The sequence below is a fragment of the Sorangium sp. So ce590 genome, assembly GCF_051521365.1.
Lineage (GTDB): Bacteria > Myxococcota_A > Polyangia > Polyangiales > Polyangiaceae > Sorangium.
Genome location: NZ_CP150346.1, coordinates 10,552,066 through 10,565,502, shown reverse-complemented (window position 1 = coordinate 10,565,502; position 13,437 = coordinate 10,552,066). Strand labels below are relative to the sequence as shown.

At 72.9% G+C, this 13,437-nt stretch carries 11 protein-coding genes; 9 read left to right on the top strand and 2 right to left on the bottom strand.

Annotated elements, in window-relative coordinates:
• The first annotated feature begins 4 nt into the window (after positions 1-4).
• The 4 genes from WMF28_RS40190 to WMF28_RS40175 all read left to right on the top strand — a co-directional run bounded on the left by WMF28_RS40190 (position 5) and on the right by WMF28_RS40175 (position 3,349).
• Positions 5-1,504: a B12-binding domain-containing radical SAM protein gene (locus tag WMF28_RS40190; RefSeq protein ID WP_437598994.1), complete on the top strand. Its 1,500-nt coding sequence runs from the start codon at positions 5-7 to the stop codon at positions 1,502-1,504.
• Positions 1,505-1,533: 29 nt separating this feature from the next.
• Positions 1,534-1,782 carry a glutaredoxin family protein gene (locus tag WMF28_RS40185; protein ID WP_437598993.1) on the top strand — a complete coding sequence of 83 codons (249 nt, stop codon included), beginning with the start codon at positions 1,534-1,536 and terminating at the stop codon, positions 1,780-1,782.
• A 67-nt stretch (positions 1,783-1,849) separates the two neighbouring features.
• A complete protein-coding gene (locus tag WMF28_RS40180) occupies positions 1,850-2,500 on the top strand; it encodes a TlpA family protein disulfide reductase (RefSeq protein ID WP_437598991.1) in 651 nt (216 codons plus the stop codon).
• A 150-nt stretch (positions 2,501-2,650) separates the two neighbouring features.
• A complete protein-coding gene (locus WMF28_RS40175; RefSeq protein WP_437598990.1) occupies positions 2,651-3,349 on the top strand; it encodes a GbsR/MarR family transcriptional regulator in 699 nt (232 codons plus the stop codon).
• A 33-nt stretch (positions 3,350-3,382) separates the two neighbouring features.
• Here WMF28_RS40175 and tssI read toward each other — a convergent pair whose 3' ends face one another.
• Positions 3,383-5,428 carry a type VI secretion system tip protein TssI/VgrG gene (gene tssI / locus WMF28_RS40170; RefSeq protein ID WP_437598988.1) on the bottom strand — a complete coding sequence of 682 codons (2,046 nt, stop codon included), beginning with the start codon at positions 5,426-5,428 and terminating at the stop codon, positions 3,383-3,385.
• 53 nt (positions 5,429-5,481) lie between these two features.
• Between tssI and WMF28_RS40165 the strand changes: the two genes are divergently transcribed.
• The 5 genes from WMF28_RS40165 to WMF28_RS40145 all read left to right on the top strand — a co-directional run bounded on the left by WMF28_RS40165 (position 5,482) and on the right by WMF28_RS40145 (position 12,728).
• The gene (locus WMF28_RS40165) at positions 5,482-6,681 is read left to right on the top strand and encodes a hypothetical protein (RefSeq protein ID WP_437598987.1); all 1,200 of its coding nucleotides are present in this window, start codon (positions 5,482-5,484) and stop codon (positions 6,679-6,681) included.
• The gene (locus WMF28_RS40160; protein WP_437598985.1) at positions 6,681-8,912 is read left to right on the top strand and encodes a pentapeptide repeat-containing protein; all 2,232 of its coding nucleotides are present in this window, start codon (positions 6,681-6,683) and stop codon (positions 8,910-8,912) included. Before WMF28_RS40165 ends, WMF28_RS40160 begins: the two co-directional genes overlap by 1 nt.
• Positions 8,909-10,648, top strand: a complete 1,740-nt coding sequence (locus WMF28_RS40155) for a pentapeptide repeat-containing protein (protein WP_437598984.1) — start codon at positions 8,909-8,911, stop codon at positions 10,646-10,648. The genes WMF28_RS40160 and WMF28_RS40155 overlap by 4 nt, the downstream gene beginning before the upstream one ends.
• Positions 10,649-10,671: 23 nt before the next feature.
• Entirely contained in the window at positions 10,672-11,622 is a 951-nt protein-coding gene (locus WMF28_RS40150; protein WP_437598983.1) for a S41 family peptidase, read from the top strand.
• A 434-nt stretch (positions 11,623-12,056) separates the two neighbouring features.
• Positions 12,057-12,728, top strand: coding sequence for a hypothetical protein (locus WMF28_RS40145; RefSeq protein WP_437598982.1), 672 nt, complete (start codon positions 12,057-12,059; stop codon positions 12,726-12,728).
• Positions 12,729-12,880: 152 nt separating this feature from the next.
• Here the strand turns inward: WMF28_RS40145 and WMF28_RS40140 are convergent, their stop codons facing one another.
• Positions 12,881-13,432 (bottom strand): DUF3540 domain-containing protein, encoded by a 552-nt coding sequence (locus WMF28_RS40140; protein ID WP_437598980.1) that lies wholly within the window; start codon positions 13,430-13,432, stop codon positions 12,881-12,883.
• Between the last annotated feature and the right edge of the window lie 5 nt (positions 13,433-13,437).

Below are 13,437 nucleotides of genomic sequence, written 5' to 3'. Positions count from 1 at the left end.
GTCGATGTCTCGTAGCGCGATGACGACAACGATCCGCCGCCGGCTCGCGAGCGAGATCGGTCGTATCGACAAGCAGGCGCCCTTCCGCGTCGCGCTGTCTTACCCGTCCCCGTACCGGGCTGGCATGAGCTCGCTCGGCTTCCTCCAGATCTACAAGATGATCCAGGCCGAGCCCGGGATGGCGTGCGAGCGCGCCTTCCTGCCGGACGACGAGGGCCCGGGCGCCTCCGGCGTGGAGAGCGCTCCGGTCACGTACGAGGGGCTCCGCCCGCTCTCCGACTTTCCGGTCATCGCGCTCTCGGTGGCCTACGAGCTCGAGCTCGCCGGGGTCGTCCGCCTGCTCGAGCTCGCGGGGCTGCCGGCGCTCCGGGACGAGCGCGACGGCCGCCACCCGTTCGTCCTCGCGGGCGGTCCGCTCACGTTCTCGAACCCGCTGCCGCTCGCGGTGTTCGCCGACGCGATCCTCATGGGCGAGGCCGACACCCTGGCGGTGGACGTGCTCCGCCTGCTGCGGGAGGCCCCCTCGCGCGAGGCGGCGCTCGACGAGCTGGCGCGCGTCCCCCACGTCTTCGTCCCCGCGCGCCACGGCGCGGAGATGCCCCCGGTCGCCCAGTGCGACAACGCGCTCCTGCCCGCCTGGTCGCCGATCCGCGCCGAGGAGACCGAGCTCTCGAACATGTTCCTCATCGAGGCGGAGCGGGGCTGCTCGCGCGGGTGCACCTACTGCGTGATGCGCCGCTCGACCAACGGCGGCATGCGCATCGTCCCGAAGGAGCGCCTCCTCGAGCTCATCCCCGAGGACGCGCGGCGCGTCGGCCTCGTCGGCGCCGCGGTCAGCGATCACCCGAAGATCGTCGAGGTGGTCCGGTCGCTCGCCGAGCGGGGCTGCGAGGTCGGGCTGAGCAGCCTCCGGCCGGACCGGCTGACCGACGAGTTCGTCGGCGCGCTGCGGCTCGCGGGCTACAAGACGCTCACGACGGCGATGGACGGCACGAGCGAGCGCGTCCGCGAGACCCTCGAGCGGCGCGCGCGGCCCAAGCACCTCCAGCGGGCGGCCGAGCTCGCGCGGCAGCACGGGATGAACCGGCTCAAGCTGTACCTCATGGTCGGCGTCCCCGGCGAGACCGACGACGACGTCGACGAGTGCGTCGCGTTCGTCACGGAGCTCTCCCGGATCGCGCCGGTCGCGCTCGGGATCGCGCCCTTCTGCCCGAAGCGCAACACGCCGCTCCACGGCGCGCCCTTCGCGGGGATCGGCGTCGTGAACAAGCGGCTCGACCGGCTCCGCCGTGGGCTGCGCGGCCGCGCCGACGTGCGGGCCACGAGCGCGCGCTGGGCGTGGGTCGAGGCGGTGCTCGCCGCCGGCGGCGAGGCCGAGGGGCGCGCGCTGATGCAGGCGGTGCACGCGGGCGGCTCGTTCCGCGACTACGAGCGCGCGTTCGAGAAGATCAAGCGGCCGGAGCCGCCGCGCCGCCAGAGCCTGCCGCTCCTGGCGGCGGGGTGAGCGGGGCGGCCACCGCCCCGGAGGAGCCGATGAAGAGGCTGACGCTGTTCACGCGCGAGCGCTGCCACCTCTGCGACGACGCCCACGCCGCGCTCGAGCGCGTGCGCGCCCGCCTCCCGTTCGAGCTCGCCGTCGTCGACCTGGACCGCGAGGCCGGCCCGGAGAAGCGAGCGCTGTACGACTGGGAGGTCCCCGTTGTCGAGCTGGAGGGGCGGAAGATCATGAAATACCGCGTCGACGAGCAGCGGCTCGAGCGGCTGCTCTCCAGCCCGGGGTGACATTCTGTCGCGCCGGGACGGTTCGGCCGGCTTTCACCCCGCGTCGCGCTAGGCTATGGCCACCCTCGTGAAGTGGACGACAATCGCGCAGATCCTCTTCATCCTCGTCGCTGCCGTGGCCGTGTACGGCTTCGTGCACGCGGCGCAGAATGACCAGCGCAGCACCGGCTGCAAGGCCATGTGTGCGCTGCGCCCCGCGTACGCCGGCCGCGACCGGCTCGCGCCGGACTTCGAGCTGCCGGACATGAACGGCAAGCCCGTCCGCCTGTCGTCCTTCCGGGGCAAGACGGTCTTCTTGAACTTCTGGACCAAGACCTGCGGCCCGTGCCTCGAGGAGATGCCGGCGCTCGCGGAGCTCGGTCGGATCGCCCGGTCGCGCAACGATATCGTCGTCCTCACGGTCTCGACCGACGAGGGGCCGGACGACGTGCGGGACGCGCTCAAGGTGGCCCTGAACGGGGATCCGCCGTTCCCGGTCCTCTTCGACCCCGAGTCCAAGGTCGTGCTGGACAAGTACGGCACGCAGCTCTTCCCGGAGACGTGGATCATCGACCCGAACGGGATCATCCGGGCCCGCTTCGACGGGGCGCGGGACTGGTCGAGCAGCCTGGCCGTCGACGTGGGCGAGATGGTCTCGCGCTGGGGCGGGTGCCCGGTCGAGATCTTCAAAGGGCAGCCGCGCGGCGGCTTCGCGGGCCTCTGCACCGACGATTCCTGAGCGGGCTCCGGCGGCGGGGCAATCGGGCAGGGACGCGTAGGGCGCGCGCGGGACGCGGCGCAGGGGGCGCATGCGGGGCGCGTACCGGGAGCGCGGGGCACGCTCGCCGCTTGGCGCTTTCCCGAAAGATCGTTATGTGAGTCACCCATCATGACCGCCCGCAGGCCGACGTCGCCGACCGCGCAGCCGCCGCAGCCGCCCGCAGCGAGCGAAGGGGGCGACGGCCGAGCCTCGGACGAGCGGGTCGCGGCCGCGCGACAGGCGCTGCTCGAGGGGGTCGGCGCCGAGATCGCGGCCTCGTTCCCCGGCATCACGCGGCTCGGAGGGCAGGTCGTCGCGGCCCTCTACCTGGCGGACGTGCCGCGCTCGATGGATGAGCTCAGCCAGGAGCTCGGCCGCTCCAAGAGCAACATCTTCGCGAACCTGCGCGGCCTCGAGGCGGCCGGGATCATCGAGCGCCGGCGGGAGTCGGGCGCGCGGCACGACTCGTTCGCGCTGCGCGGCAAGTACCCCGACGTGATCGTCGGCGCCTACCTCGGCCGCCTGCGCCGCGTGGTGCAGGACAAGCGCTCCCTCGCTCGGCGCGCGCTCGCGCTGCTCGGCGACGCGGAGGGCCCGGAGGCCGACGCGATGCGCGCGCGGCTCGACGACCTGTCGCGCAAGTACGACCTGTTCGCCGAGCTGATGGAGCAGCTCCTGCCGTCGATCGACGGCCCCGTCGATCTCGAGCGGCTGATCGCGCAGGTGCCCGAGGCGGTGGTCCGCTCGCTCAACGCGGCCGCCCGCGTCGCCTGGGCCGCGGGCGACGCGATCAGCCGGCTGAGCAGCCGCGCCACCCGCAAGCGCTGAGCGCCGCTCGGGTCGCCGGGGGCGCGCGCGGCGTCATCCTCGCGGCGGGCAGTCCCTCATCTCGATGAGGATGCCGGTCGACGTCTCGATCCGGTGCATCAGGCTCACCTCCCGGGTCACCGGCGACGGCGTGATCGGGTTGGGCGCGGCGCCCACGATCATCGGCCGATCGGGGTCTCCGTCCACGAAGACCATCAGCACCTCGATCCCGGGCTTGAGCGGGAAATGGACGCCGTAATTCGGCCCGGCGTGCGGCTGGATCATCCGCACGAGCCGCGAGGGGAACGCGCGGGACGCGGGATCCCCCGCGTCGAAATGGAAGCGCACCCGGTAGCGCCCCTGCTCGTCGATCGGCGACGTCTGCCCGATCTCCCCGTCCGGGAGCGGCTCGACGAGCGCCGTCACCACCCCGTGGATCTTCGGCCGCGGCGTCGCCCGCGGGGGGCGATAGGCCTGCTCGGCGCGCACAAGCCGCGCGCGATTGACATACTCCTCCTCGCGCCCGGCCCCGCCCTCGATGGCCACCGGCTGCGCCGCGCGGTGCTCCACCTCCACGACAAGGAACCGCTGCCCGTCGAGCCGCGGGTGGCCCTCGAGCGCGAAGACGGCCCCCGGGATCAGCCGCAGCTCGTCGCTCCGGCACTCGAAATAGCGGCCCGATGAGGCGCGCTCCTCGGCGCGGATCTGCGCCAGCAGCTGGCCCTCCTCCGGCGTCTTGTGATGGGCGCCGACCTCGACCACCCCGCCCCCGAGGCCCGCCGCCGACTCGTGCGCTCCCGTGAGATCGAGCCTGGGAGTCCGGTAGTTGTACTCCTGCATGACGTACGTCGCGGGGAAGGCCCTGGCCTGCTCCTTGAGCTCGAACACGTCGCGCCGCTCGCCCCGCGTCCGGAACACCACCGCGTCGCCGCCCGGCAGCGGCTGGAAGCCCGTCTGCTCGTCGGTGAAGACCATCACGTCGCGCCCCGACTCGTGCTCGAAGAAGAAGGAGATCCCGAGGTGCTCGGCGAGCCGCGAGATGAAGGCCAGATCCGTCTCCTTGTACTGGACGATCATCTCCCGGTCCGGGTGAGCGCGGTAGAGGCGCATCATCACGTCGTCGGGCCCGAGCCCCACCATCGCGAGCTTCTGCTGGATGAGCTCCGGCACGCTGATGTCGAGGAAGACCTGCTGGAGCTCCACCAGCGTCGCGCGGAACGCCCGCGGCACGAGCCGGAGCCGGTAGGAGCGGAAGGCGGTCTCGGTCTCGTGCCCGTCCTCGATCGCGGCGATCATCCCGTACACGGTCCGTTCGTCCGCGCCCTGGACCTCGAACACGAGCGACGCTGTCGCCCCGAGCACCTGCTCGATCGGGAGCTCGGCCTCGTCGCTGCACACGACGTCGATGTCGAACGAGAAGAGCTGGCCGACGGCCTCGGCGCCGCGCACCTCGCGCACCCGGACATGGCCGCAATCGAAATCCGGCGAATCGAGCCGCAGGACGGGGCTTTGCCGCGCCCGGTCCCGGAGCGCGGCCCTCGCGTCCTGCAGCGCGGCCCTCGCGTCCTGCAGCGGGTCGATCGGCCGGAGGCGCGCCGCGCGGAGCGCTGATTCCGCCGCATCCAGCGCCGGGAACGGCAGGTGATCCGACGTCGGCAGGCCGCCGGCGGGGGGCGGGAGATCCCTCGAGCCCGAGACGCTCGCCCTCGGCGACGGCGAGACCTCGCCCGGCCCCGCGCCGCGCGCGCGCGCCTGGGCCACGGCGACGCCCTCGTCGCTCGCAGGCGGCGGCGCAGCGGCCTCTTCCGCCCCCGGCCCGGGCGTCTCCGCCGCCGGCCCGGGCGTCTCCGCCCCCGGCCCGGGCGTCTCCGCCGCCGGCCCGGGCGCCTCCTCCGGTCTCGCTGCGCACGCCGCGGGCGCGCTCGGCTCCGTGCACGGCGGCCCTGCGCCGGGCGCCTCGCGAATGCGGGCAGCGGTCGACTCCGGGCCGATCTGGAGGGCGCTCGGCGCGCGGTGCGCTGTCGCGGCCGTCGGTTCGCCGCACGGCCGGGCGTCGCTCGGCTCGCTGCACATCAGGGTTTCGGTCGGCTGCCCGTTCATCCTTGCGCCTCCTCCGCGGCTCGCTTGTTACCGTACCCGATGCGGAGGCACGCATGGGTACGCGCGAGGGTGACGGTATCAGCGGGAAGTACCTCCTCATCGAGGTCCCGAACTTCAACAACGCCGGGGCCGAGGCCGAGGCGATGGGCTCCTACCTGCGCCTCGGCGCGGTCAAGGACCCGGGCCTCGCCGCCAACCCGGGCGCGCCGAAGGCGAGCGGCGAGGACCTCGCCGCCCTGGTCACGTCGTTCATCGACGACACCCGCACGCGCGACGGCTGCCCGGGCTTCATCCCCGAGGCCGAGCGCCAGGCCGAGACCGCGAAGCTGCACTCCAAGGGCGGCTGGCGCGACCACTCCGACGGCAATCGCATCACCACCACGCGCGGCGACAAGGTCGAGGTCATCCAGGGCAACTACCGCATGCTCGTCCTCGGCCGGCAGGACGACAAGGCCGGCTGGGACGTCTCCGGCGGCCATATCCAGGACGCCACCGATCTCTGGACCGCCGCCACAACCATCGAATGGGTCCAGAACTACAACGGCACATGGAAGGTCACCGAGAAGACCGAGAAGGGCGACGTCGACACCACCTACCACGGCGACACGTTCGATCGATTCTACGGTAACAAACAGACCAGCGTCACCGGCTCCGAGGCCCCCACGGCCGAGCGCCCGAACCCCACCTGCCTGAGCTCCACGTGGGCGCAGCGGATCGAGTCGTACACCGGCTCCGCCGCCTGCCCGGTGCCGCAGATCCTCGACGAGACGTGGGCTGATACGATCGCCAGCAAGACGACGGCGACCTCGATCGCCGACGAGACCACCGCGCAGACGATCTCCAGCACCACGACCGCCACGACCGTCAGCGACGACACCACCGCGAGCACCGTCTCCAGCACGACGACCGCCGCGCTGGTCTCGGATACGACGATCGGCAGTGTGCAGTCGGTGACCATCGGCGATGTAAGCGACATCACCATCGGCAACGCGGCGTCGATCACCATCGGCGCCACCGAGGAGGTCACGATCGGCGGCCTTGTCGAGCTGACGATCGCGGCCCTGCTCGAGGTCTCGCTCACCGCGGGGGTCTCGATCAACATGGGCCCGAAGGCAGAGCTCAACCTGACCAACCGGCAGGAGCTCTCCCAGTTCCGCACCAACGTGAAGAACATCTGCTCCAGCGTCTCGTCGGCCGAATCGGTGAGCACCGGGGCGTACAACCTGATGTCCGGCGTCATCAACCTGTTCTGATGCAGACCCGGAATCTCACGCCCTTCCGCTTCGGCACAAAGATCTGCTCGCGCAGGCCGCCGCAGCCGGAGGTGGTCCTCATCGTCCGCGGCCGCTTCTCGCTCCGCCCGGGCGAGCCGCTCGCGCCGGTGGAGGGCCCGCTGGCCCAGGGAGCGCTCACGGCCGAGACCTTCGAGGGCGAAGGCGGCGAGCGCGAGGGCGAATGCACCTATCCCGGCGATTTCGCCGACTGGAAGCCGGCCGCCGATCTGCTCCTCCGCGGCGCATGCCGCCCGCCTGCCGGCGACCTGCCCCGCGAGCACCCCGTGGGCTTCGCGATCGGGACGTGGTCGAAATCGCAGATGGTCCCGGCGCCGCGCGAGGGCCGCCCGGTCCCCGCGCCCTTCGGGCCGCTCCACCCCGACGCGCCCGAGCGCCGCCGCAAGCTCGGCAAGGAGTACGGCCCCTCGTACAAGCAGACGCGCGCCCCGTGGACCGCCGAGGACTTCGACTGGACCTATTTCCAGGCCGCCCCGCCGGATCAACGCCTCCCGGGCTACCTGCGCGGCGACGAGGAGGTCACGCTCCTCCACCTCCACCCCGCCGCGCAGACCGCCTCGTTTCGCCTGCCTGGCCTCCGGATCCGCGTGGTCGTCGAGGACGCGCGGGGCCGCGTGCAGGACGCTGCGATGAGCCTCGACACCCTGTTCGTCGAGCCGGACGCCGGCCTCGTGACCCTCACCTGGCGCGGCCACGCGGAGGTGGCCGAGGACGACCTCACCGATCTGCGCGCCGCCGTCATCGGCGCCGAGCCGCTCTCGGCCGCGCCGCTGCCGCTCGAGCAGTACCGGGAGGAGCTCGCGCAGCTCGCCCGTGATCCGCGCGGCCTCGAGGATCTCCCGCCGGAGATGCGCGAGGCCTACGATCTCGTCCGCGACGGCGCGCCGCCGCCGGCGCCGGCGGTCGAGGCGGATCCCGTGACCCGGCTCCTCGCGGAGCGGCTCGGCGGGCTCCACGCGCCCGAGCAGGAGCGCGTGCGACAGCTCGTCGCGAAGCTCCGGGCGCTGCGCACCCCCGAGGGCGTGGACCTCGACCGCAGCATCGCCCAGGCGCTCGCGCGGCTGCCCGCCCAGCGGCAGGCCGCTTACCTCCCGGCCACGCCCGCGGGGACGCCGCGGGTCCCGATGGGGGGCGCGCTCGCCGCGCTCATCGAGCGCGTCGAGAAGCTCAAGCAGGACGCGGCCGCGCGCGGGACGAAGCTCGAAGGCGTCGAGCGCCTCGACGCGCTGCTTCGCGAGCCCCGCCTCCGCGAGATCGTCCCCGGCTACCGGCTCCCCGGTGAGCCCGCGGCGCCGCCGCCCGAGCCCGGCCCCGGCGTCGATCTGTCGGGGCAGGACCTCTCGGGGCGGGATCTCTCGGGCCGCGATCTCTCCGGGGCGAAGCTCTCCGGCGCGCTCCTCTCGGGCGCCGACCTCTCGGGGGCGAACCTCTCGGGCGCCGACCTCTCGCGGGCCGTGCTGTTCGAGGCGAACCTCTCGGGCGCCGATCTCTCCGGCGCCGATCTCTCCCAGGCCAACCTCACCGGCGCGCGCGCCGCGGGCGTCGATCTGCGCGGCGCCGCCCTCGACCAGGCGATCCTCACCCGCGCCTCGCTCGCGCGCGCCCGCCTGGCCAGGGCGCGCGGGCGCGGCGCGCTGCTCGACGAGGCCGATCTCCGCGAGATCGACGGGGACGAGCTCCACCTCGAGGGCGCCGTCCTCCAGGCGGCGAAGCTCGATGGCGCCTCCTTGCGGGGCGCGACGCTCGTCGGGTGCATGTGCGCGGGCTCGTCCGCAAAGGGCGCGGATCTCACGGGCGCGTCCTTGCCGCGCACGAGCTTCTCCGACGCCGATCTGGAGCGCGCGACGCTCGTGGAAGCGCGCGGCGAAGGCGCGGCGCTGCTCCGGGCGAAGCTCGACGGCGCCGACCTCCGGTACGCCGTCCTCCCCCGGGCGCACCTCTCCGGGGCCTCCGCCCGGGGCGCGCGCTTCGCCTGCGCGGTGCTGCGCGAGAGCCGGTTCTACCGGGCCTCCCTCGAGCGCGCCGATCTCGCGCAGGCCGACCTCTTCGGCGCCGACCTCGGCAAGGCCCGCCTCGACGGCGCCTCCTTCGCCGGCTCCAGCCTGTACGGCGCCCGGCTCGACGGCGCGAGCGCCGCCGGCTGCGATTTCACGGGGGCGAACCTGCGGCGCTCCAGCCTGGAGCGCGCATGAAGACGGCCAAGGAGCTCTTCGAGCGCATCCGCGCCGGCGCGCCGCTCCACGGCGCCCGCCTCGACGGCCTCGACCTCCTGGGCCGGGATCTCACGAACCTCGATCTCTCCGGCGTCAAGTTCCTCCGCACCAGCCTGCGCGGCGCGCAGCTCGCGGGCAGCGCCCTCTCGGGCGCGCACTTCGTCGAATGCGACCTGCGCGAGGCGGATCTCGAGGGCTGCGCGCTGGACGGCGCGCTCGTGCTCGGCTCGACCCTCGAGGGCGCGCGGCTCGCCGGCGCGCGGATCACCCGGGCGAAGCTCTCTTACCAGCGCCTCGCCCGCGCCGATCTCTCCGGCGCGACGATCGCCGAGGTCGAGGCGGTGGGCTCGGACTGGTCCGGCGCGCGGCTCGCCGGCGCGACCCTCTCGGGCTCGCGCCTCGACCTCGCCAACCTCGAGGGCGCGGATCTCACGGAGGCTCGCGTCGCCCGCGCCTCCTTCACCCGCGCGAACCTCCGCGGCGCGCGCCTCACCCGCGCCCGCGTCGAGGCCAGCGCCTTCGTCGGGGCCGATCTCGGCGGCGCGGACCTCGAGGGCGCGGAGCTCGATCGCGCGGTCTTCGTCAGGGCCGATCTCCGCGGCGCGCGCTTCCCGAGACGCATGCACGGCGTGGTCCTCGACGAGGCCAGGCTCGGCCGGCCCGAGCTCGTGGGCAAGGACCTCGCCGGGAGCGACCTCGAAGGCGCGGACCTCTCCGGGCTCGACCTCGCGGGCGCCGACCTCTCCCTCTGCTCGCTGCGCGGCGCCGATCTGCGCGGCGCGAGCCTCCGCGGCGCCCGCCTCGAGCGCTCCATCCTCTCGGACTGCGATCTCACCGGCGCGGACCTCCGTGGCGCGAGCTTCCTCGGCTGCGATCTCTCGCGCTCGATCCTCCGCGGCGTGGATCTCTCGGGCCGCGATCTGGAGTCGGTGATCCTCATCGAGGCCGATCTCGAGGGGGCCGATCTCACGGCCGCGCGCCTCGTCCGCTGCATCCTCGACCGGGCGCGGCTCTCGCGCGCGAACCTCACGCGCGCGGTGCTCCAGCAGGCGCTCCTGCGCGAGGTCGCGCTCGAGTGCGCCGTGCTCGACAAGACCGTCTTCGATCGCGTCGATTTCACCGGCGTGGATCTGCGCGCCGTCTCCTTCTCCGGCCTCACCGTGCACCGCTGCGCCTTCATGGAGGCGAACCTCGAGCGGATGAGCCTCCGCGATTGCGATTTCATGGGCAGCGATTTCTCGAGAGCGAACCTGCGCGGCGCCGATTTCGAGGGATCCATCCTGACGCAGGCCAGGCTGCGCGAGGCCGCGCTGGACGGCGCGAGCCTGGCCAGGGTCGTGGCGAAGGCCGCGTATTTCGGCGGCGCCTCGCTGCGCGGGGCGAAGCTCTCGCAGGCGATGCTCCGGTACGCCACGTTCACCCGGGCGGATCTCGAGCGCGCGAACCTCGCCGCCGCCGACCTGCGGGACGCCATGCTCGACCACGCCGAGGCCCGCGGCGCGCTCTTCCTCTCGGCGCGGCTCGAGCGCGCCAACCTGTCGCACGCGCAGGTGGAGGAGGCGGATTTCAGCGAGGCCGATCTGGGCGGCGCCAACCTGCACAACCTGCGCGACAGGGGCGCGCGCTTCTCCGGCGCGAAGCTCCTCGGCGCGCGCCGGACGGACGTCGATCGGCTGGAGGCGGAGGCGTACGCGCCCCCGCGAGCGCCCCGGTAACAGCGGGGGAAGGAGCGGAGAGAATGCTACCTGCGAGCAACAACGGCGCCGGGATGAGCATCGGGTTTCCGGACGTGTGCCTGACGCCGGTGGGGCCGGTGGTGGTGCCCATTCCGTACCCGAACTTCGCGCTCAACGCGATGGCGGTGAATTTCTCGGTGAAGGTGAAGGTATCGATGATGAACGCGCTGAACCTCGGCACGACCATCCCGATGACCTTCGGGATGGAGCCCGGGGTGGCGCACCCGCTCTACATGGATGTCGGGGCCTATGTGACCGGCAATGCCAAGGTGACCATCGAGGGGCTGCCGGCGATCAACCTCACCTGCCCGACCACCGGGAACGCCGGGAACAACGCGGTGGGCGCGGTGCTGGTGCCGAGCGCGGTGAACGTGTTCTACACCTGCGCGGCGACGCCGGAGGCGGTGCTCCCTGGCGCAGGGAACGTGGCGCACGCGCTGCTCGGCGACGGGATCGGGCGGATCCGGATCCGGGTGTTCTCGCTGGACGTGCCGGCGCTCGTGTACCGGGCGATGCGGGCGCTCGAGGCGGAGGGGATGCGGGAGCTCGTGATCGACCTGCGCGACAACCCGGGGGGAGAGCTGCGGGCGTTCGTGGAGCTCGCGGGGGATTTCCTGCCGGCGGGCAGCGTCGTGGCGACGGTGACGGACGGCGACGGGGACGAGATGGTGTTTCGGTCGCGGCAGGAGAGGCCGTATGCGGTGCCCGTGACGATCCTGGTGAACCGCGGGACCGCGTCGGCGGCGGAGCTGTTCGCGGGGTGCCTGCGGGCGCACGGGCGGGCGGTGATCGCCGGGGAGAGGACCCACGGCAAGGGGGTGGGGCAGGCGCTGTGCGCGGGCGAGGGGGGCGCGCGGATGGCGGCGGCGGTGCGGGTGACGCTGCCGGGCGGGGTGGAGGTGCAGGGGGTGGGGGTGGGCCCGGAGCGCGACGAGGCGGCCGCGGGGGAGTAGCCGTGGGGAAGAAGAAGAAGAAGCAGAATAGCCCGGGCGGCACATCGATACCGTGCAACAGCGCGACGGCTGGTGGGGGAATCGCTGCCACCAGAACGCTTTCGGTCACCGCTCACCTGCCCTCCACGCAGACGGCGGTGACCCTGGGGACCCCCGCGACCGTCCTCGGGGTCGTGGGGGCGATGGTTGCGGGCCCGGTCGGCGCGGGCCTGGGCATGCTGGTAGGAGGTGCCGGCGGAGCCTTGGTCCGTTGGTATTGGGGAGGGGAGGCTTCTCAGCCACCGGCCCCTGCGCCGATGCCTGCGCCGGCGCCGATCCCTGCGCCGGCCCCTGCGCCAATGCCTGCGCCGGCCCCTGCGCCAATGCCTGCGCCGGCCCCTGCGCCAATGCCTGCGCCGGCCCCTGCGCCAATGCCTGCGCCGGCCCCTGCGCCGATGCCTGCGCCGATGCCTGCGCCGGGGCCGGCGCCGATGCCTGCGCCGGCCCCGGCGCTGTCGCCGGGAGAGATCGAGTATCAAGCTCTGGTTGGGTTGGCTAACCACCTGAAGCGTGAGCTCGCGAGGGCGACGAGATCCGCTGATCCTCAGCTGCGCGACTGGGCCAAGGACCGGCTCGCCCGCCTCAGCGCCGCTACAGAAGCCCACTTCCGGGGCAGTGGGCAACAGGCTCGTACCAGGCAAGATCTCCAGGGGTTGCAAGCTGCCCTCGCGGTCGAGCAAAACGCGGCGAACGCGCGCGCTCAGGCCATCGTCGTCCGGCGCGATCGCTTCGACCCGAACAACTCTGGCACCTGGGATATGAACCCGGTGCAGTACCTGAATGGGATCACCGAGGACGATGTCGGGGTGTCACCCGAGGGCGAGCGGATCCTGAGAGAGCTCGCGCTCGGCCAGCTCAATGACCGGCATCGTCGCGCCGCCGAAGGACATATGTCGCACCAGCACCTCTCGGGCGGATCGCGGGGCATTGGATTCATCTATGTCCAGCAACCCGACGGCAGGGTCACGCCCTACGTGGTGGACCTGGGTAGCAAGCAGTCCGATAACAAGTACAAGTGGGATCACGGGGGAACCGACTACGTTCCCCCCCGTCCAGGAAATCTGTAGGACCCGGCTGCTTGGCGGGTGCCGGCGCTGAGCGCGGTGATCGGCAGGCCCGCCTCGCCAAGCCGGCATGTGCGTGGCAACCGTTGCCGTCCGCGAGGGTCGCTGCCGGCGCATCGACGTCCGCCACGCGCGCGCCGCGCGCATCTCGGGGGCTACCCCAGGTGGATCTCCTTCCCGTTGATCGTCATCGTCTCCTCGGTCAGCACGGTCGCGCGGCGCGCCCTGGTCGTCGCGGACCCGTCCACCACCGTGTGGCTCTCCCGCGCGTGCAGGCTGAACAGGTCCGTGACGCGCTGGTAGAGCGACGCCGCCTTCTGCACCAGCTCTCCCGCGAACACCCGCACCTTGTCGCCGTAGAGGTCCACCTCAGGCCCCCGGAGCTCCACCCCACGGTCTCCGGAGAGCCGCAGCGCCCCGCCTGCGGCGCGGACGTCGACGTCGCCCTGGAGCTCCAGCGTCACCTTGCCCGTCCCGTGCAGGACGCCGATGACATAGAAGCGCGCGCCGCGGCCGATCACCAGGAGCACGTCGCCCACCGCTGCTGCGTAAGGGATCGCCAGCGCCATCGTCGCCTCTGCGCTCTCCCCTTCCGGCAGCTCGACCCTCACCGTCTGCCCGTGGACCTCCAGCACGTGCGCTGGCCCCAGGTACTCCTCGGCGCGCACGGACGCGGCGCGCTCCCGAACCACGGCTCCCTCCGACATGCTGG